We start from the raw sequence: 19,780 nt of genomic DNA, 5'->3' as shown, positions 1-19,780 counted from the left end.
GCTTCGGCCAGGGTCAGCGCGAGAGGAAAAACGGCGCACAGCAATACGAACTGATGCCCTACGAAGTAATCCTTGAACAACACTGATTATCATCACAGGCCAGGACATACACTGTGTCAGAACGATCAAAGGCATCTAATTCAATCCCTTTTTCACAGGGCAAAGGCCAACCTAACTCTTTAACGAATACCTGATATCTATATTTAGCCAGAGCAGCTTCCATTCCTGGCAAAAGATCACTAACAGTCCCTGTTACCGCGGCCAGCATAACTACCTCCTGACGAAGATTATTCCGCCAGTACAACAAACCGGGCTCTTTGTGGGTAGCTGCCCGAATGGGCAGGTCAGGTAAATCAGCGAGTCGCCACAAGGTACTCCTTGAAAATACCGAATTGTATCTACGACAAAAGAATAATGCCGTCTCTTGCCAGCTTTCCTGGCACTTCCGTACTAAAAAGTTCGCCATTAAATCTGCCCGCTATTGCTCTGTCTAGACGCATCGGCGATGCCGAATGTTTGGAAGCGTCGGGCTGCGGGCCTTATCGGTCTGAAGGATTACCATCGGAAGGCCACTACATCTCCCGACAGCGTTTTAATCCTGTATAATGAGCCCAGCTCTTATCACGAAAGAGCGCTGACCACGGAAGGTAATATTGGTGATTGATTGGCGTGAAGACTTTATAGCGCTTGTGGCTGGCTGTACTTACGAAAACCAGCTATTTAACGAGCTCGTTAAAATTACAACAGACTTAGGCTTCGAGTTTTGCTCTTATGGGTTAAGACTAAGTTCGCCGTTAGCGTCGGCGCAATATTTTCTGCTTTCAAATTACCCGGACGCCTGGGAAAAAAAGTACATTGCCGGCGATTATTTCTCCCAAGACCCCACCGTTGAACATGGACTGATCCGTTCGATTCCATTGCGCTGGTCTGCGCAGCAGCAAAATCCAGGGCGCGGGTTCTGGGAAGAAGCGCGGCATTACAACCTCAACCATGGCTGGTGCCTTTCTTCGCGGCGTGAACATAACTCGATCGGTCTGCTCTCCGTCTCCCGCTCAAGCGAACGCATTTCAATACAGGAAATGGAAAGCAAAGAGACCAAGCTGATTTGGCTGACTCATCTGGTACATGAGGCCATGGCGCAGTTTTTCTCCGCAAAAACCATGGTCGATACTTACAAACCAATGACCGCCCGGGAGAAGGAAATTCTCAGGTGGACGGCATCGGGAAAAACCTATGTCGAAATCGGGATCATCCTGAACATCGACATACGAACGGTGAAGTTCCATCTGGTGAATGCGATGCGCAAGTTGCGGGCGTCGAACAAGACTGAAGCGGCGATCAAGGCGTCGTTATCTGGCTTGTTGTCCTGAGACGCAAATGTTCTGAAGCTCGAATGATGACCACGCCTCTCATGGGAAGTCGTGGCCAGTGCAAGCCTCGGTTACCAAAGCGCCATCGTGTAGCTGACGATCAACCGGTTCTCATCCAGGTCATTGCCAAAATTCGAGTCTTGGCCAATGTGGCCGATGGGGGGTGGTGCGCGTATCGTCGAACGCTTGGGCGGCAAGGCCGTAGCGACCAGCAGCGCGGCCATGGCTTGGTCGCATGGTTATCAGGATGGCAACAAGCTGCCTCTCGACCTGTTGAGCACCACCGTCAAGCCGATGGTACGGGTGCTCAGCGTACCGCTCACAGTGGATATCGAAGGCGGCTATTCGGATGACCTGGAACGAGTCGGCCAAGTGATTGACGCCGTCATCGCCGCAGGGGCGGTAGGGATCAACATCGAAGACGGCCTGGGCTCGCCAGAGCTGCTTGTCCGCAAGATCGACGTCGCGAGAACGGTGGCGAACCAGGCGGGGATCAAGCTGTTCATCAACGTACGGACCGACGTCTACCTGAAAAACCTGTTCCCTGCTGAACAACGCCTGGAGGAACTTCTCAAGCGCAGCGCACTGTATGCCAGCGCCGGGGCGGATGGTCTGTTTGCCGCTGGCGTGGTCGATTCGAACGAAATTGCCACCATCTGCCGGGACACCAAACTGCCAGTCAACCTGCTGTCCCGGGACGGACTGCCCTCCCCCGACGAATTGAAGCGTCTGGGCGTCAGACGACTCAGTGCGGGCTCCAGCATCGCCAAGTTTCTGCACGGCGCCATGGGAGCATTGGTCCGCAGTTTCTTGGACAACGGCCAACTCGACACGCAAACCTTGAAAGCCCACACATACGGCGAATTGAACGCTTTGATGGCGGTGAAAGCCGAGTAATGCTGTGTCTAGTCCTGAAGATAGGTCAGAAGGTGTAAACCTTATTCAGGACGAGACACGCACCAAAAAAAAGCCACTCACCTGAATGGCTTTTTTCTGAATCTTGGAGCGGGGAACGAGACTCTTATCTGGTATCCGATTCCTTGAAATGACGCGTTTGCCTACGCAGCAGGCGAGTGAGATTGCAGCGCTGCCGCCGCGTAGGTGGCGTCCGGCTTAGTTGTGCAAGACGGTTTGCCCGTACGCTTACCGGACACCTACTGTAATTGCTGCGAGTACTGTGCCTACTGACTCGGTATTGGCGGAAGGTGCTTATGATTGGATGGTGATTGGAAAGACTGCCTGGGATGCTACCTACTCAGGTGATTGCGAATGTGGAAAATAATGATGAGCGCGCGTTATGAACGACCCATGAAATTAGCGCTGCGAATAAGCGAGTTGCAGCTGTGTGATTTCCCGAACAAATGCCGGCAACTGCAACTCGAACACCTGATCGATGAGACTGCGCGCTAGCTGCCAGACGGCGGCGGCATCGGGATATCACCAAGCTGCAACCCCAGCAGCGTCATGTATTCGTAGATGTGCTGATAGCCGGATTGCGCTTCATAGCTTGGGCACGGGGATTGAGGTTCCCCACAGAGCCGCAGCTCCATGTTTGCACCGCCCATGCCCCATTGCGTGTAGTTCAAGTTATTACGGGTAACGGTATCGATTTTTGAGCAAACCATTTCCTTCATTTTTTCATCGATGACGTTGGTAGGCTCATAGAGCGTCAAGGAGAAGTCGAGAAAGGTTGCGCACCATGCCATCGGAACGACATCCAGCGTGTTGTAGATGCGTAGCGCATTGCCGGCCATCTGCTGATTGAAATAGCTCGCAAAAATACTATCGCCGGCCGTTGGCGCAGCAATCGTTTCGCAATGGCGGCTAGGGTGATGATGAAACTCGGACCCCATCGAACCAAACAAGAACCTGCTGCTCCATCCGCGCCTTCTGCCACCCCCGGCACGAAACGCAACCCGTTCGGCCTAGCCTAGGCTAGAAAACAGTGCTCTCCTGTTTTCGAAGGCTGACGAGGCCCACATCAAGCGGTACAGCTGCATTTTGCTCGGGAACTCTTGAGAGTAAACCATGCCAACGCAGGTCAAGGCCGAGTTGCACAATATACAAGTCGCGATCACACAACTCCGGCTTTTGTTCGGCAAAACGGTCTAACGTCAATTACTCAAAACCGATCTGGCGATTGCAGACTTGGCGTCGACAATAAGTCTAGGAAGAACAAAGCACTCAGCGCGATTGGTCGATCCGGGTGAGCCCTGCCACTTTGATTTACAACGAGAGTTGCCGTAGTAATGTAAAGGCCTGCTTCATTTGGTCTTCACTGACGACGAACGCCCGTAGCTGCCCTGCCATGTCCAGCCCTTTGGCTACCAGCCCCTGTGCCTCAAGGTTGATCTGCCATTGCAAGTCCTTCCGGTTGGTTTCTCCGGCCAGGTGCAGCGGCATTTCCGGGGTCTTGATCTTCACCAGCATCGCCGGGAACTTCACTTGCTCATCGCCACCCAGCACATTACTCGCGAGGGTCATGGCGCTTAACTGAATGGGTTGTAGAAACGGCAGCAGCTTGCCCTGGATTTGCGCGCAATCGCCAACGGCAAATATGTGTGGGTCAGAGGTGCACATGCGTTCATCAACTTCAATGCCACGATCAATCCGTAGGCCAGCCTGGGCCGCTAACGTCGTATCAGGTTTCAATCCGATTGAGGCAATGATCACATCGGTGGTGATTTGCCGGCCATTGGACAAAGTCGCCAACAGGCTATCGTCTCTCTTTTCAATGGATTCCAAAGCCTGGTTGAACACCATTTCCACCCCCATCTGGCATAACCGATGCTGCAAGCGGCTACTCACCTCAACAGGCAGCAACGATGCCAGCAGGCTGCAGGACTTATCCATCAGTACCACTTGCTTTCCGGCACGATTGACATCCATTGCCAGTTCACTGCCAATCAAGCCGGCTCCCAGAATCAGTACGCGCTCTGCCGCTCTCAGAGCATGTTGTGCATGACGGTATTCTTGCTGACTATTCAAAGTCACCATCCACTCCCGTCCGGGAATTGGCGGAACGATGGCTTGCGCACCCGTGGCAAGAATCAGTTTGTCGTAGCTGAATGCCTCACCGCCGGCGCTGACACGCTTGTTTTCACGATCAATTGCAGTCAGCTGGCAACCAGCATTCAGGGTTAACCGATACATCTCGGCAAACTCCGCCGCAGACTGACGAGTCATGTCGTCCGCTGTCTGCTTGAGACTGATGACGTGACTCAGGTCGGGCTTGTTGTACTCATCGCAACTGTCTGCGGCGATCAGCCGAATGGGCACCGCTGCATCGAGCCTGCGCAAGTTCTTGACTACCTGACGAGCCGCGAAGCCGGAGCCCACAATGACAATTTCCTTGTTCATTTCGCCTCCGAAGCCAACTCATCGAATACCGATTTACCCAATGAACATTCCGGGCACAGGAAGTAATCAGGCACATCACACCAGGCCGTACCGGCCTGCACATCCTGCATCGGCTCCCCGATCGCGGGGTCGTAAATCCATTGGCAGACACTGCACCGCATACGCAGGCCGTTGTCCGAGCTCGGTTCTGCCTGGGCAGTTGCGGTGGCTGCAGCAGGTGCGACATGTGCATTCGTCGATGGATGCAGCGCCCATTGCCGAGCGATTTCACGGCCATGAGCTCGGCAAACCTCAAGCGAGTCACCGTCGGGCCGCCACTTGGCTTTGAGCGCCAATGTGGTTTCAAAACCAGCGTCCATCAAGCGCGTCTGGATACGGTCCACCGCCCCACCATTCCAGCCGTAACTGCCAAACGCCGAAGCCTTTTTGTTACGAAAACGCAGCCCGGTTATTTCCTCCAGCAGGGCAGCGACTTTCGGCATCATGACGTTGTTCATGGTGGACGAGCCCACCAGAACACCTTTTGAGCGGAACACGTTGGTCAGAATCTCATTCTTGTCGTGGCGCGCGACATTGAAAATCTTCACCGCCACACGCGGATCGCCGTCGTGAATGCCTTGTGCGATGGCATCGGCCATCATGCGGGTGTTGTTCGACATGGTGTCGTAGAACAGTGTGATGCGGTCCTCTTGATAATCCGCTGCCCATTCCAGATAGCGGTGTACAATCTGCGTCGGATTATCACGCCACACCACGCCATGCGCGGTGGCAATCATATCGACCGGCAGGTTGAACCCGAGGATCTCAGTAATCTTAGGAATGACCAGACGACTGAATGGCGTGAGGATGTTGGCATAGTAGCGTTGGCACTGATCGAACAGTTCGTTTTGATCCACTTCATCATTAAACAAGTGTTCGTCACAGTAATGTTGGCCAAAGGCGTCATTACTGAACAATACGGCATCACCGGTCATGTACGTCATCATGCTGTCCGGCCAATGCAGCATCGGAGTTTCCACGAAAACCAGCTGTTTGCCATTACCGACATCCAGGGTGTCGCCGGTGTGTACAACGTGGAAATTCCACTCTGGATGATGGTGATGACCGTTGATCGAGTCCACGCCATTGGCGGTGCAATAGATCGGCGTATTCGGGATCAGCGACATCAGTTCTGTCAGCGCCCCTGCATGGTCCTCTTCGGCATGATTGATGACGATATAGTCCAGCGTGTTCAGGTCGATTTCCATCGCCAGGTTCTGTATGAACTCCCGGCTGAACCTGTGATCAACCGTATCAATCAGCACGGTCTTTTCTTCACGGATCAGGTAGCTATTGTAACTGCTACCTTTGTGGCATTTGTATTCTGTGCCATGAAAGTCCCGCACCTCCCAATCGCGCTGACCGACCCAATGGATGTTGTTCTTGACGAGAATTGACATAACCTACCTCGGTAAAAAATGATGTTCTACACCGAAGATGGCAATGTTCGTGCCAGACAATAAGACGTTGATTTTAAAGGACAAATAAAACAGCTATTGTCAATATGACATTACCCATTTACTGTCTTTATGACTAATCATTGTCAAAGTGACAAAACATGAGTCTGTCCGTTGAATCCTTGGCGCGCATCGCTATTCAGTTGCAAAGCGGCATTTCCCATCAGGATCGCTTTCAACGTCTAATCAATACCTTGCGCCAATTGCTGGGTTGCGACGCTTCTGCCTTGTTGCGTTATGAACAGCGACAGTTCCGTCCGCTGGCGATTGACGGCCTGGCACCGGATGTTCTGGGACGTCGCTTCAGCCTTGATGCGCATCCGCGACTGGAAGCCATCGCTCGCGCCGGTGACGTGGTGCGCTTTCCGGCAGAAAGTCATTTGCCTGATCCCTATGACGGACTGATACCGAGCCGGCAGGACCTCAAAGTGCATGCCTGCATCGGATTGCCGTTGTTCGCGGACCAGACACTGATTGGTGCGCTGACGATCGATGGCATGGACCCGGCACAGTTTGATCACTTCAGCGACGAAGAGCTGCGAGTGGTGGGAGCCCTAGCATCTGCTGCCTTGGCTAATGCATTGCTGGTGGAGCAACTGGAAAGTCAGACAATAACGCCTCTTTCCATTAGCAATATCCCGGCGGGCAAACCCGGCAGCGAAATGGTCGGGCTCAGCGAAGTCATGCGACAGTTGAAAAGAGAGATCGAAATGGTGGCAGGTTCCGACCTGAACGTCTTGATCACTGGAGAAACCGGAGTCGGCAAGGAACTGGTCGCCAAAGCCATACATGAAGGTTCATCACGCGCCGGTCAGTCTGTGGTTTATCTTAACTGCGCTGCGCTACCGGAATCAGTGGCTGAGAGTGAGTTGTTCGGCCATGTCAAAGGGGCTTTTACCGGTGCAATCCATCATCGCACCGGCAAGTTCGAAATGGCTGATAACGGCACACTGTTTCTCGACGAAATCGGTGAACTGTCACTGAATCTGCAAGCAAAACTGTTACGGGTACTGCAATACGGCGACCTGCAACGGGTTGGTGACGATAACGTCTTGCGGGTCAACGTACGGGTACTTGCCGCGACCAATCGTGATCTGAAGCAGGAGGTGTTGAACAATCGGTTCCGTGCAGACCTGTTCCACCGTTTAAGCGTATTCCCGGTGCATGTACCACCCCTGCGCGAGCGTGATCAGGACATCACGTTGCTAGCGGGTTTTTTCTGCGAGCAGAGCCGGGAACGCATGGGATTGAAACGGGTGGCTTTGGCTGCCAACTGTCTGTCGTTGCTCAAGCAGTACACGTGGCCAGGAAACGTTCGCGAACTGGAGCACGCTGTTTATCGGGCGACGATCATTGCTCGTGCGACCCAGCAAAGTGACGAGCTACTGCTTGAAGCACAGCATTTCAATCAAGTACCCGAGCAGATGGTAGCGCCGCTTGTTGCTCTGGATGTTCCTTACCTCGCCGTTGAACAGGGTCTGCGGGATGCGACGGATGACTTCCAGCGTCAGCTGATTGATAACACGCTAAATAATTGCGCAAGGAAATGGTCTGCCTGTGCTCGAATGCTGGATATGGACGTAGCTAACCTGCACCGACTGGCGAAGCGGCTTGGTTTGAAATAACACTCACGGCCGATCAGGGCTCAATTCAACCAGAACCAAGCATTGATCGACTGGCCGGTTGCAGGTCAGTCAGGGCCCGCTACCGAGACCGGCAATGCTCTAGCACCTCCTACCCGGACTCCGACGATATTTGGCGCGCCCTGCAGAACTCGATTTAATTTAGCGGTTGCACCCAGGAGCCTCCTACGGGAGGAATGGGGTGGCAAGGGGGGTGGATATGATTGACTCCGAGCTCCTCATAGTTACAGCAACAATCATTTCAGCAAAGCCATACCTCAATGATGTTTTCTTTCTTTTCGAGAACCTATTATTAATTTAATCAGCGCGGATATATTGCCGAGCGTACACAGGGCTTTGCTGACGCCCAGCATATCCTCCACGCCCTATTTTAATTTCAGTATATTTTAGCGACTTACACATCACAAACTTAAAGGAAGGGCCATGAAGATAAATATCAGCACTCAACCCCAGGAGTTGCGAATACGACACACTTAGTATGCGTCAGTTAATTATCCACTGGCGACAACTAACCACACACCCTCCAATACATCCTGATAAAATTGAACGAATGCCCAAAATGGCAAATCTAAAATCTAATAAAGGTGAAAAGAGCGTTTTTTCCACAATTCGGCTCCTCACCGACAATCAACAGCACATGAAGAATGTGAGTACCGATAAATTCACCCTAATAATATTCAATGCGATGCCTGTTGAATAAACCGGAAGCGGGTCGTTTCGAATCTGCTTCATAGTCTGAGGTAACACTGATGAAAAGGATTCTTGTTCCACTGCTGGCCCTGAGTGCCGCGCTGACGTTGCAGTCAGCTCAAGCCGTTGATGGCGAGGCGCTCTTCAAGAGCAAAACCTGTGTTGCCTGCCATATGGTCGACGCCAAAATGGTCGGTCCAGGTTACAAGGAAGTGGCGGCCAAATACGCTGGCCAAGCCGACGCATCGGCAACCCTGGTCAAGAGCATCAAAGAAGGCAGTACGGGCAAATGGGGGCCAATCGCAATGCCGGCCAACCAGGTGACCGACGAAGAAGCGAAGACCTTGGCCGACTGGATCCTGACGCTGAAGTAAGAGAGCCCAATAAAAAACACCCACACCGCAGAAGCGAGCCCGCTCTCTTCTGCGAACCGGGTCGCTCGGCTACATTGTCGGGGTTTGCTGTAAAAGCGCCAGATCGATATTCTCAAAACGCAACACCCTGCCGCCCTGCTCGCTGGCCAGATTGCGTGCGGTGGCCTCCTCGGAAAATGACGCCAGAACTACACCCATGGAACCTTTAAGCTGAGTGCCGACGACATAGTAGGCTTGGGTTGCATCAATCAGAAAATGGTCGTCGGGTTTCTCCCATGCACTTTTCCCCATGTCGTGCACATACAATTTTGCCTCAGTGTGGTGATTCTCCGGTTGAAGCCACCATCCGAGCATTTCCGCAGTGGAGCAAAATTTCTTGATCGTGCCCTTTTCCACGACCTGACCTTTGGGGCCCGGAAAGTCGGTGATGACCATCCCGCAGACATGACACTCGTCACTCTGATGGAAGGCCACGGGTCCAAGGGTTTGCTTTTCCTCTGCGCGATCGTTGCACGCCGCCAATACCAAACTGGTAATGATGACGACCAGGACACGGGCCCCGGTTAGGTACAAAGTGTTCATTTGAATATCCCGAGCTTGGAAAATCAGGTCAGCCGACGGCGAAACATCCAGTAAGCCAACAGCAACAGAACGCCGACCCAAAGCAGCAGGCAGCCCCACAACATTGAACCCGGCACCGGCAGATCGCTGCTCAACGCCATAAGGCCGACGGCATTGCCGCTGCCCTCGAAACCGGAAAGGTTGATCAAGCGGTAGACGTCAGTCGGGTTGAGCAGCAATAACCAGGGCAACAGGTCCGGGTTGAACCGGCCTTTACTGAAGACCAGCAACGCCAGCAGCGCCAAGTCAAACACCAAAACGAAGAGGAACCACACCCCCAGCGCCATTCCGGCTGCGCTGGATTTTTCGCTGGCCTTGCTGCTCAGCACATAAGCCAGCGCCAGGAACACCCAGCCCAGCAGCGTGGAGGAGACCATGAAGCGACCGAACGCCCAGAACAGCATTCCCAACTCGACATCATCGACCAGCAAGGCAATGGCCACGGCGGCACAGCCAAATCCGATCAGCGTGGCCAGCGCCAGGATCAGACCGTGACCGACAAACTTGCCCAACAGGATTTGTCCACGCCCCAATGGGTAGGTCAGCAACAGCATCAGCGTCCCGCCCTCGTCCTCGCCGACGATCGCGTCATAGGCCAATAGCAGGGCAATCAGCGGCACCAGGAACGTCGCCAGGCTGGCGAGGCTGGCGATGGTGGCCGGAATGGAAGTGAAGCCCACTTGCCCGGAAGCCGCCGCACCGAGCCAGGCGATACCCACCGCCAGAATGGCGAACAACAGGCTGATTGCCAGTAGCCAGCGATTGCGCAGCCCGTCGCTGAACTCTTTACCGGCGATACTCCAGATCTGCATCATGGCTGGGTGCCTTCTGTGCCGGTGGTCGCACGATTCATGTAGTAGCCATAGAGGTCTTCGAGGGACGGTTGCAGTATCTCGATGTCCTGCGGTTGATCCTCGTGGAACAACTGGCGCAGTAGATCAACTTTGTAGCCATTGACAGCCATCACCTCGATCCCGTTGCCGCCCACCGCTGTGGCGGTGTGCCCGGCGGCATTCCAGCGCTGCAACCATTGCTCGCGTCGGCAAAGACCACTGGCCCGGATTCGCGCCGGCAAGTCGGCATCTTCACGCAGTCTGGACAAACTCCCGATCGCCTGTAAGCAGCCATTGGCCAGGATGGCCGCACGGTTGATATGCGCTTCGACACCTGCCAACACATGGGAACAGAGGATGATGCTCGCGCCCTGTTGGCGCAGACGGTCGATCAACAGGTAAAGTTCTTGGGTGGCGATAGGGTCCAGCCCCACCGTGGGTTCGTCCAACAGCAACAGGCGCGGCTCGCCGAGCACCGCCTGAGCCAGGCCCAGACGCTGGCGCATGCCCTTGGAATAGGTTTTCACCCGACGGTCTGCGGCCCCCGCAAGCCCGACCTGCTCGAGCAATTCGTCCACTTGCGTCAAGGCGGCTCCTTTGAGGCGGGCGAAATACCGCAGAGTTTCGCGGCCACTGAGCTGCGGGTAGAACGTCACGTTTTCCGGCAGGTAACCGAGTTGGCGGCGCACGTCGGCTTGTGCGGGTCGGCAGCCGAGTACGTGCACCTGGCCGGCGCTGGCCTTGAGCAGGCCAAGGATCAATTTCATCACCGTGGTCTTGCCCGCACCGTTGTGGCCAAACAAGCCCAGCACCTCGCCTTCGCCCAGACTCAGGGTCAGATCGTGCAGCACGGTCATGCTGCCGTAACGCTGGCTGACCCCTTCGATTTCGACGGCGATCATAAGGTCGGCCGCTGTGTTTGGGGCATCGTCGGAAGGTTCATCAGGGGGAAACTGTCTTTTACCCCCGGTGATTTCGTCACGGGGAAACTGCTCTGAACCCAACGCAATAATTGAACGCTCGGGCTATTCATCAACAGACGGACCTGCGGATACAGCCACAGCAGACGGTCGACGTTGTCGTTGGGTTCGTAGATCACGTCGCCTACCGCATCGTTATTGCGATCCCAACCCAGGTAATCACTCCAGTAATTGCCCTGCCCCTCGGCCGACCATTCCTGCAAGCGGGTGGCGACGTATTTGACTTGCTGCTGATTGTCGACGAAGGCGTTGTCGGCGATCCGGTTGTCTTCGGAGCCTGCGGTGAGGTGAATGCCCACGGCACTGCGCTCGAAGTGGTTGTGTTCGATGACATTGAACAGCGAGTTGTAGATAAACAGCGCCTTGCCTTCGGCACCGCTGACCATACCGCCATCGGCGGAACCGCTGCGCACGTCGCTGACGAAGTTGTCGCGCAGCTCGGAATAGGTGATGTAGTTCATCAGGATGCCATAGCTCTCGTCCTGCTCGGAACGGTTGCCAATCACCGTCAGCTTGCGGCTCTGCATCAAGGCATAACCGGTGCGTGTCCGGCGGGTGGTGTTGCCGAGCAACTGGTTGTCGTTGGCGTACATGTAGTGCACGCCATAGCGCAGGTCTTCCAAAGTATTGCCCTGCAGCAGGTTGTCGTTCGAGGTATCGATGTAGATCCCGTCCCGGGTCTGTCGCACGTGATTACCGATAACCTTGGCGCCGTGCACGGCATACAGATGAATCCCATTGCCGCGATCCTGGGAGCGAATGCTCGGGTCGCCTTCGATATCGTTGTCAATCAGGCTGACGTCGTGGGTGCTATCCACCCAGATGCCGAAGCCTGGTCCTTTCATGCGGTTGTTGCGTATCACCGCACCCCGGGCTTTGGGACCGATGAAAATCGCTGAGTTCATGGCCGTCATGTCGCGCCCCCAGTCGCGCAATGTGCAGCCCTCGATCCGCACGTCGGGAGCGCTGATGAACACAGCGTTGCCCTGCCCCTCGCTCTGGATCACCGCACCCGGCTCACAGATAATCTGCATCGATTGATCGACACTGAACGAGCCGCGGTATTCCCCCGCCGGCAGGTGCCAGCGTTGCTCGGCGTCCAGCTTCAACGGCAGCGTGGTGATGGGTTGTACTGCCGCCAGCGCGCTGCCACCTGTCAACAGCGACGCCAGCACAATGACCTTCATCGGGGTTGGCTTGAATGGGGTCATTGGCCTGCGCTCCTGACGATAGGCTACGATCAGACTTTATCCACCAGCATGCGGCCGACCATTTCCATGTGCAACGCATGACAGAACCAGCTGCAGTAGTACCAATGTAGGCCGGCCTTGTCGGCGATGAAGGTGATCGAGGCCGTCTGTTGCGGACTGATCTCCATGCTCACGCCATGGTTGGTCATGACGAAACCGTGGGTCACGTCTTCAATCTTGTCGATGTTGGTGATGGTCACCGTGACCTCGTCACCCTGTTTGACGGTGAACTCCGGCAGACCATAGGCCGGGGCCATCGAGGTCATGTACACACGCACTTTCTTGCCGTCGCGTATGACCTTGTTATCGGTTTCCAGCTTGATCCCATCCTTGGCAGCAATCGCTACAGTTTCGGCGAAAAACGGGTCGTTGCGATCCCAGATTTTTTTGGTCCGGATCTGGTCGCGACGGGCCATGACGCAGTCGTGAGGTTCGGCGAAGGCCGGGCCGTCGTGCACCAGTTTCATCTCGTCGCCGGAGATATCGATCAACTGATCGTTTTCCGGGTGCAGCGGGCCTGTCGGCAGGAAGCGGTCCTTGGAGAATTTGCTCAGGACCATCAGCCATTTGCCGTCGGCCTCGCTGGTTTCGGTCAGCGAGGCATGGTTGTGGCCAGGCTGATACTGCACGTCGAGTTTTTGCTTGATGTAATTGACCTTCTCGCCGGTGTAGGCGCGAACGGCTTCGTCCATGTTCCACTTGACCACCTGGCTGTCGATAAACAGCGTGGTGTAGGCGTTACCGCGACCGTCGAAGGTGGTGTGCAGAGGACCCAGACCCAGTTCTGGCTCGCCGACCACCGCGTCACGCGGCTCCTTGAGTTTGTCGTCAAACAGATCGTCCAGCTTGGCGGTGGCGATGATGGTGCAGGTCGGCGAAAGCTTGCCGGCGGCGATGAAATACTTGCCGTCGGGCGACATATTGATGCCATGCGGGTTCTTCGGCACCGGGATATAACGGGTGAATGCGCTGTCCTTGCCCTCGGTTCTACGGCCGTCGACCACCGGCACTTTCGAATCGCCCAGCGTGATGAACTTGCCGGCCTTGATCGCTGCCTCGACGCGCGGAATGTTGAATACCACCACCCAATCGCGCTCGTTGCGCATCATGCCGCCCAAGTCGTAGGCCTTCTCCGAGTTGTAGCAAGTCGAAGCCGCATACTTGCCGGTGTAGTCGGCATCGGTGTTGTCCAGGTTGCCCTCGACGATGACCTGGAACGCCATCTCCATTTTCTCGGCATCAATGGCATTGAACATGGTGTAGCTGTTCTTGTCCTGGAGGTCGAAGGTGCTGCCGTCATTGGGGTGAGGAATGACGAATTCGGCGTTGGCGAACACGTATTTGGTGTGCGGCATTTTCTGGAGACGCAAACCGTGTACGGCCTGCACATTCGGTACGGTGATCATCTTGTCGCATTTCATGACATCCAGGCGGATGCGCGCGACCCGGCTGTTGGCCTTGTCGTTGATAAATAGGTACTTGCCGTCGTACTTGCCGTCGGTCATGGACAAATGCGGGTGGTGGCAGTCGCCGTTCTGGAATTTGGCGCTGTCGCCCATGATCCGCTTGCTTTCGTTAGTCAGGCCCCAGCCGGTGGCGGAATCGATGTTGAACACCGGAATGCGCAACAGCTCGCGCATCGACGGGATGCCCATGATCCGAACTTCGCCCTGGTGGCCACCACTCCAGAAACCATAGTAATCATCCAGATCGCCCGGCCCCACGTGGACTTTCGATTGCGCGTCCTTGGCCGCTGCCGCCCAGGTTTCACGGGTGAATACCACGCTACCAAGGGCCGTGGCGCCGGCCAACGCGACGCTGGCTACGGCACTCGTGCCGAGGAAACCGCGACGGCTCAGGCCGGTCGATTCCGTCTCCTGCTTTGCTTTCACGGTTTCATGATCGCTTTTCGACTTGTTATCGCTCATGGGTGTTGCTCCATCGGGGGCAGATATGAAAAAGCTCGGTCAATCGAGTCTTGATACCTCGTTTGCAGCGAGGTGGCTCAGGGCTCGAACACTTGCACAACAGGAATCAATTCTTCGCGATCCAGCACTGGCGCAGGTTTGCTCCGCGTTTTGCGCTTGTTCTTGATGACCAGTGGCGGGCATTTGTTTTCGTTGTGATAGGTCATCTGGCAATCGAGGCAGTAGTGGCACTCGTTGGCGTTGATATGGCCGTCCGGGTGGATTGCCTGGATTTCGCATTCCTTGGCGCAGAGCTGGCAAGGGGTACCGCACTCTTTGCGGCGTTTTAGCCAGTCGAACAGCCGCAGCTTGGTCGGAATCGCCAGCGCCGCGCCCAAGGGGCAGACGTAGCGGCAGTAGACCTTGCGGGTAAAGATATTGATCACCAGCAACGCCACCGCGTAGGCCACGAACCACCATTGGCGATCGAATTTAAGGGTGATGGCGGTCTTGAACGGTTCCACCTCGGCAAATTGCTCGGCAGCAGTCATCGACTCCAAGGAGATGCCGAACAGCAGCAGCAGGATGATGTACTTGATCGCCCACAACCGCTCATGGACCGCGAACGGCAACTCGTATTGCGGAATCTTCAGCTTGCGCGCGGCTTCGTTGATCAACTCCTGCAAGGCACCGAACGGGCACAGCCAGCCGCAGAACACACCACGGCCCCAGAGCAGGATGCTGGCGGCGGTGAAGGTCCAGAGGATGAAAATGATCGGGTCCGTGAGAAACAGTTCCCAGCGGAAGTTCTCGAACAGGGCATGGACGAACGTCAGCACGTTGACCACCGAAATCTGCCCAAGGGCATACCAGCCGATGAACACAACGGTGAAAACCAGATATACCCGACGCAGCCAGTGGAGGAAGCGTGGGTATTTGGTAAAGGTGTCCTGCAGGAACAAAATCACCATCAACACGGCAAGAGCGGTGCACAGTACCCCGATCTGAAACGCTTTCTGGTACCAGATATTCACCCAGGTCGGCCGGTTGGCAACCTCGATGGCGGCCAGTTCTTCGGCAGTGGGCGGTGGCCGCAGGAGGTATTGCTCGGGCATCTGGTAAGGCAGCTCGAAGCTACTGAACACGCCGCTGACTGCGCCTGTTTGACGACGTACCAGCAATTCCAGCGACCAGGGCGATCCCGGATCGAACCGGGCCGCTTCACGCACAATGAAAATCGACATTTCATCGAATTCCGGCATGCCCTTGGCAAACACGTCGGAGAGCCGCTGGTGGTCCACGTCGCGGAAACTGATGACATTTCCGAACTGGCGCAATTGCACCCGATCGAAAATTCCGCCGCGCACATAACCCGAGCCCTTGTAGGAGAAAAGGCCGCGCCCCAACACCGCGATGGCCTGCTCGCCCGGCTTTAGATCCTGCATGAGGAAACGGTATTGATTGTCGCCTAACAGGTTGCGACCGATGGCTGGCGGGTTCAAATCGGCGGTGTACAGCTCGATAAAGGTGTCATCGACTTGATCGGCGGCGGCGTTGTCGATACCTTCGGCTTCGGTACCCTTGAAGGCGGCATCAACCTGGCCACGGGTCAGGTTCAACCGGCGCACCGCGCCGTTACCGGTCAATTGCTCCCAGGTGGCGGGTTCGTAAAAGTCCTGGCGCACAGTGGCGGGCTTTTGTGCTGCGCCGGCCCTGTCCTCGATCAGCTTCAGCGATACGGCGACCTTTTGCGCGGCGCGCATGATGATCTCATTGACCACCATGACGGTCACCGTGGCGCCGGAAATCCCATCAACGGTCACCGCCTCAAGATCACTGGACCGGCCAACGACCACCCTTCGGTCGGCCTTGACCCCTTTGTATTTGGCATCGAAGGCATGAAGCTTTTCCACGGGAATGCCGATCAGCAGAATCGGCTCATGGTGCTCCAGCACGTAGGCATCCTGGATGACGCCGTGGGTATCGAGGATGACCTGCATGTTGATCGGTTTGCCCGAGTAAGCCGGAATATCCACCACGTTCTGACTCTGGAACACGTAACCGAGCACATCTTTGCCGGTGCGGATGGTGCGAACCTTGAACTCGCCGTCAGGCTCGGAAAGTCCATCGCTACCGGGAAATATGGTTTCTACACGCTGCTGCTCGAGCCCGCCATAGTCCTTCGCCTGTAATCCGAAAAAACCATCGAACACTAGGCACAACAAAATGATCAGCCCATAGTGAAATGATCGCGGGACACCGGGCATTGGGAGTTTGGAAGCACGCATGGGTTCGCTGAGCGATCGACCTCTGAAAAAAACACCCGTCGAGTAACGATTATGCTCAATCGCCTCTTAACTGAAATTATGGGATCAACACTCCTCCTTACTCACGAAAATAGCAATCATATTCTATAAACGGGTCAAACCAATTATCAGCAGCAGTGGTTCAATATTTATTTAAAAGATTATCCAGTAGACAAATAGGCATCTCCCAACAGGTCGATATATTTTTCCTCATGGCACGAAAACCTCTCCTGACGGGCATTCATGCCTGATTTTATCGCCCTTCGTCTAAAATACAGATTTGAATAGATTATTTATTGACTATGACCGAAATTTCCGCCCCCCCTGCAAATATAATTTCAGGCGACGGACCATCAATCGATGGTGAAGCGTTTAACCCTACGCCTAAGCCTTCCAAGAGACAGTAAACGGAGTCGATGTTAATTGTCATAGTTAGCACTTTTGGTATTGTTGGACCGAACCAATATTCAAGTTGCAGCAACTTACATATCCGAATCGCGCCCACACTAATGGACTCTGGATCAGATAACGTTTTCATAACTATGGCGACCATGCATCGTCCGAAGAATTTGAACAGGCTTTTTTGCGTTTGCAAGAACTCAGTCAGGACCAGCGATGCGATCCTATGTGGGAGGCCGTCTGGTGGCGTTGTCATCGCAGAATCGTAGCGGACTACCCTCTCTTTGATTACTAGCTTTTCCAAGACAAGAGCTCGGATTTGAAGGCAGACTAATTCGGCACCCGACAACTCTGGAATCTCGGTAGCCGCCATGATTGCAGATCTACTGCTGCTCCCTTGTTGCCCGCGCCGATGCGTCGCGCATTCTCAGGAGGTGGATTGTCTATTAGCGGCGCTTCACCGTCTGTCCCGTAAGCTGCCGCCGAATGAGTCACCAGTCGAGAAGTCATATTGACTATCGTTTTGTCATTATGACCCTTTCCGGATTAGGTCGTAATGACCATTCAATTACTTAACTAATTGATATTGTTGAATAAAATTATTGGCCCGTTTTGTGTATTGAGTATTGAACTTAACGCAAACTCCAAAGGGATAATGTAATGACTCGTTCAATCGCGCTCAGTTTTACCCTGTGTACTCTGCTGTCTCCGCTATGCCTGGCAGACCAGATAATCCGTGAAGTCCCCGACACAACTGCCGGCAAGGGTTTCGGCGCTTTGACCGGAATGATGGTTGGCGCGGTAGGGGGGCCGATTGGTGCATTAGTCGGCGCAGCTGGCGGTTTTTTCGCAGGCAGTGCGGTACAAACAGGGATTGGTAAATCTGAAACCGCTTATCAAGTAAAAAACACACAAGGTGAGACTAGTACAGTGCGCTCACCCAATGCCAGATTTGAAGTCGGGCAGCAGGTCACGCGTAAAGGTGCGCGACTGGTGGCAGTTGAGGAGTAAGAAGCCGGAACAGTTTCATGCGACTAATAGCCCCCCCTTTTTAGGCCCGCTTGCGGGCCTTTTTAAGTCGTTTTTGATATTTATCATTAACGATTCGATGTTTGATCCTATTCCTAAATGGATTCCCACCGTTCGGATTGTTTCGAGCTGCGCCGCCCTTGATTACTCGATCGACTCTATCTAGATCGGAAATTTGAATCCAGGATCATGAAAAGAGACGAAATACCGATCTCAAAATATCATGACGCCATCGAGCTTACGGTTGATCATGACTGAATGCCATGCGCCTCCGCCCTCAATAGAGATATGCTGATCATTTGCTTCACCTGATTATTTCAATTTCTTCTATGTATCCGTCACTAGACTGGTTAAAATTTTATAGAATTTCTTGACAGTCATGCAAAGCCTACTATCCTCAAGATCATTCATTCTCACAACTTGAACCACCACACTCAAATATGCAGCGCTTGGTATCGTTAATAGTACCCAACCGGCAGAGCGCTTTTCCAAGAACTTTCCAACTGCACTTTCTACTCGGGATGCAGCCGTGCAAAAAGCTTTGAAGATAGTCAGCTATGCCGTGCTCGTGCTGATGGCCAGCGCGGTCGTTTATGCCAGCGTTATCGGCATCACCTATTGGACGGGTATCGGCGTCTAGGGAGTTCGCAATGAACAAACGCCAGACACGCTCGTTCGCGCTGATATCCACGGCCATCGCCGCCGTTGTGTTTCTTGGCATGACGGTTGATAGTCACCGGCAGTTTCCAAAATTGACCAACGCTCAACAGATCACGCCAGAAGTCACTCGCGGCAAGGATGTATGGCATGAATACAATTGCATCAATTGCCATACGTTGTTTGGTGAAGGCGCGTATTACGCTCCGGACCTTACGAAAATCACCCAGCAGCGCGGCACCCCATATCTCACCGCGTTCCTCAAAGACCCCTCAAAATTTTATGACGAGCAACGTCATCGCCGGTTGATGCCGAACCTAGAACTCAACGACGAAGAAATCGCGGCGTTGATCGCCTTTATGGATTGGGTGAGCAAGGTCGACAATCAAGGCTGGCCACCGCGGCCGATTCTGGTCACCGGCACGTCGATTCCCGGCATGGACCTCACCGTTGCGCAACAGAACGTCGCCAGTGGCAACCAGCCACCAGCCGCACGCCCGGTGTCCGGCAAGGAAGACCCTATCGCCTTGGGCGAGGCGCTGTTTCGAACCACTGCCACACCGGTGTGCAGCGCTTGTCATTCGATTGCACCGGGGGTCAATCTCGCCGGACCGACACTGGCCGGGTTGGCTGCTCGGGCCAAACAGGTCATTGCCTCGCCTGACTACAAGGGCAAGGCCAAGGACGTCGAAGGCTTCATCCGCGAGTCCATCGTCACGCCAAGCGCCTACCTGCATCCGGGCGACATGTATTCCGCCAATGGTATGTCTTTCATGCCGGACACCTTCGCCAAATCGCTAACACCCGCACAGATCGATCAACTGGTCGCCTATCTGGCGTCGTTCCAGTAATCAAAGGGGATGAC

General features: G+C 54.6%; 15 protein-coding genes and 2 pseudogenes. 7 read left to right on the top strand and 10 right to left on the bottom strand.

Translation table 11 applies throughout. The annotated features are described in order from the left end of the window. Positions 1–58: 58 nt before the first annotated feature. Positions 59–268 carry an acyl-homoserine-lactone synthase gene (locus CRX69_RS20150; protein WP_230682647.1) on the bottom strand — a complete coding sequence of 70 codons (210 nt, stop codon included), beginning with the start codon at positions 266–268 and terminating at the stop codon, positions 59–61. Positions 269–656: 388 nt separating this feature from the next. Here CRX69_RS20150 and CRX69_RS20145 point away from each other — a divergent pair, with 388 nt between their 5' ends. Next, positions 657–1,370: a LuxR family transcriptional regulator gene (locus CRX69_RS20145; protein ID WP_047229727.1), complete on the top strand. Its 714-nt coding sequence runs from the start codon at positions 657–659 to the stop codon at positions 1,368–1,370. Between the two features lie 113 nt (positions 1,371–1,483). After that, positions 1,484–2,267: pseudogene (locus tag CRX69_RS20140) on the top strand (isocitrate lyase/PEP mutase family protein). Between the two features lie 509 nt (positions 2,268–2,776). Here the strand turns inward: CRX69_RS20140 and CRX69_RS20135 are convergent. The 3 genes from CRX69_RS20135 to norV form a co-directional block, all read right to left on the bottom strand. Beyond that, the gene (locus CRX69_RS20135; protein WP_240539561.1) at positions 2,777–3,235 is read right to left on the bottom strand and encodes an alpha/beta hydrolase family protein; all 459 of its coding nucleotides are present in this window, start codon (positions 3,233–3,235) and stop codon (positions 2,777–2,779) included. 361 nt (positions 3,236–3,596) lie between these two features. Next, positions 3,597–4,730, bottom strand: a complete 1,134-nt coding sequence (gene norW / locus CRX69_RS20130; protein ID WP_107322698.1) for an NADH:flavorubredoxin reductase NorW — start codon at positions 4,728–4,730, stop codon at positions 3,597–3,599. Then, positions 4,727–6,169 carry an anaerobic nitric oxide reductase flavorubredoxin gene (gene norV / locus CRX69_RS20125; RefSeq protein WP_107322697.1) on the bottom strand — a complete coding sequence of 481 codons (1,443 nt, stop codon included), beginning with the start codon at positions 6,167–6,169 and terminating at the stop codon, positions 4,727–4,729. The genes norW and norV overlap by 4 nt, the downstream gene beginning before the upstream one ends. Before the next feature lie 158 nt (positions 6,170–6,327). On the opposite strand from norV, the gene norR reads away from it, so the two are divergent. Beyond that, positions 6,328–7,851: a nitric oxide reductase transcriptional regulator NorR gene (gene norR / locus CRX69_RS20120; RefSeq protein ID WP_107322696.1), complete on the top strand. Its 1,524-nt coding sequence runs from the start codon at positions 6,328–6,330 to the stop codon at positions 7,849–7,851. A 767-nt stretch (positions 7,852–8,618) separates the two neighbouring features. Further along, a complete protein-coding gene (locus CRX69_RS20115; RefSeq protein ID WP_025214358.1) occupies positions 8,619–8,933 on the top strand; it encodes a c-type cytochrome in 315 nt (104 codons plus the stop codon). A 69-nt stretch (positions 8,934–9,002) separates the two neighbouring features. On the opposite strand, the gene CRX69_RS20110 is transcribed toward CRX69_RS20115, so the two are convergent. The 6 genes from CRX69_RS20110 to nosR form a co-directional block, all read right to left on the bottom strand. Then, positions 9,003–9,515: a nitrous oxide reductase accessory protein NosL gene (locus CRX69_RS20110; protein WP_047230561.1), complete on the bottom strand. Its 513-nt coding sequence runs from the start codon at positions 9,513–9,515 to the stop codon at positions 9,003–9,005. A 23-nt stretch (positions 9,516–9,538) separates the two neighbouring features. Beyond that, positions 9,539–10,369: an ABC transporter permease gene (locus CRX69_RS20105; protein WP_107322695.1), complete on the bottom strand. Its 831-nt coding sequence runs from the start codon at positions 10,367–10,369 to the stop codon at positions 9,539–9,541. Continuing rightward, a complete protein-coding gene (locus tag CRX69_RS20100) occupies positions 10,366–11,289 on the bottom strand; it encodes an ABC transporter ATP-binding protein (protein WP_107322694.1) in 924 nt (307 codons plus the stop codon). The genes CRX69_RS20105 and CRX69_RS20100 overlap by 4 nt, the downstream gene beginning before the upstream one ends. Further along, on the bottom strand, positions 11,286–12,578 hold the full coding sequence (locus CRX69_RS20095; RefSeq protein ID WP_107322693.1) for a nitrous oxide reductase family maturation protein NosD: 1,293 nt from the start codon (positions 12,576–12,578) through the stop codon (positions 11,286–11,288). Before CRX69_RS20095 ends, CRX69_RS20100 begins: the two co-directional genes overlap by 4 nt. Positions 12,579–12,607: 29 nt before the next feature. Next, positions 12,608–14,545 carry a TAT-dependent nitrous-oxide reductase gene (gene nosZ / locus CRX69_RS20090; protein ID WP_107322692.1) on the bottom strand — a complete coding sequence of 646 codons (1,938 nt, stop codon included), beginning with the start codon at positions 14,543–14,545 and terminating at the stop codon, positions 12,608–12,610. Between the two features lie 77 nt (positions 14,546–14,622). Further along, a complete protein-coding gene (gene nosR / locus CRX69_RS20085) occupies positions 14,623–16,812 on the bottom strand; it encodes a transcriptional regulator NosR (RefSeq protein ID WP_047227881.1) in 2,190 nt (729 codons plus the stop codon). A 562-nt stretch (positions 16,813–17,374) separates the two neighbouring features. Here nosR and CRX69_RS27985 point away from each other — a divergent pair. From CRX69_RS27985 to CRX69_RS20070, 3 genes and pseudogenes are all read left to right on the top strand, one after another. Then, positions 17,375–17,524, top strand: a pseudogene (locus CRX69_RS27985) (DUF488 family protein); the annotation flags it as partial. A gap of 365 nt (positions 17,525–17,889) precedes the next feature. Beyond that, the gene (locus CRX69_RS20075) at positions 17,890–18,240 is read left to right on the top strand and encodes a hypothetical protein (protein WP_034114485.1); all 351 of its coding nucleotides are present in this window, start codon (positions 17,890–17,892) and stop codon (positions 18,238–18,240) included. A gap of 668 nt (positions 18,241–18,908) precedes the next feature. After that, on the top strand, positions 18,909–19,766 hold the full coding sequence (locus CRX69_RS20070) for a c-type cytochrome (RefSeq protein ID WP_047227879.1): 858 nt from the start codon (positions 18,909–18,911) through the stop codon (positions 19,764–19,766). The last annotated feature ends 14 nt before the right edge of the window (positions 19,767–19,780 follow it).

It is taken from the genome of Pseudomonas rhizophila (assembly GCF_003033885.1).
Classification (GTDB): domain Bacteria; phylum Pseudomonadota; class Gammaproteobacteria; order Pseudomonadales; family Pseudomonadaceae; genus Aquipseudomonas; species Aquipseudomonas rhizophila.
The sequence above is the reverse complement of the archived record's forward strand: the minus strand, read 5'-3'. Positions and strand labels throughout refer to the sequence as shown.

What these genes read in the sequence shown, in the direction of transcription:
- CRX69_RS20150 (WP_230682647.1), bottom strand. Translation starts at nt 268, where the DNA reads ATGCTGGCCGCGGTAACAGGGACTGTTAGTGATCTTTTGCCAGGAATG.
- norW (WP_107322698.1), bottom strand. Translation starts at nt 4,730, where the DNA reads ATGAACAAGGAAATTGTCATTGTGGGCTCCGGCTTCGCGGCTCGTCAG.
- norV (WP_107322697.1), bottom strand. Translation starts at nt 6,169, where the DNA reads ATGTCAATTCTCGTCAAGAACAACATCCATTGGGTCGGTCAGCGCGAT.
- norR (WP_107322696.1), top strand. Translation starts at nt 6,328, where the DNA reads ATGAGTCTGTCCGTTGAATCCTTGGCGCGCATCGCTATTCAGTTGCAA.
- CRX69_RS20115 (WP_025214358.1), top strand. Translation starts at nt 8,619, where the DNA reads ATGAAAAGGATTCTTGTTCCACTGCTGGCCCTGAGTGCCGCGCTGACG.
- CRX69_RS20110 (WP_047230561.1), bottom strand. Translation starts at nt 9,515, where the DNA reads ATGAACACTTTGTACCTAACCGGGGCCCGTGTCCTGGTCGTCATCATT.
- CRX69_RS20105 (WP_107322695.1), bottom strand. Translation starts at nt 10,369, where the DNA reads ATGATGCAGATCTGGAGTATCGCCGGTAAAGAGTTCAGCGACGGGCTG.
- CRX69_RS20100 (WP_107322694.1), bottom strand. Translation starts at nt 11,289, where the DNA reads ATGATCGCCGTCGAAATCGAAGGGGTCAGCCAGCGTTACGGCAGCATG.
- CRX69_RS20095 (WP_107322693.1), bottom strand. Translation starts at nt 12,578, where the DNA reads ATGACCCCATTCAAGCCAACCCCGATGAAGGTCATTGTGCTGGCGTCG.
- nosZ (WP_107322692.1), bottom strand. Translation starts at nt 14,545, where the DNA reads ATGAGCGATAACAAGTCGAAAAGCGATCATGAAACCGTGAAAGCAAAG.
- nosR (WP_047227881.1), bottom strand. Translation starts at nt 16,812, where the DNA reads ATGCGTGCTTCCAAACTCCCAATGCCCGGTGTCCCGCGATCATTTCAC.
- CRX69_RS20075 (WP_034114485.1), top strand. Translation starts at nt 17,890, where the DNA reads ATGACTCGTTCAATCGCGCTCAGTTTTACCCTGTGTACTCTGCTGTCT.
- CRX69_RS20070 (WP_047227879.1), top strand. Translation starts at nt 18,909, where the DNA reads ATGAACAAACGCCAGACACGCTCGTTCGCGCTGATATCCACGGCCATC.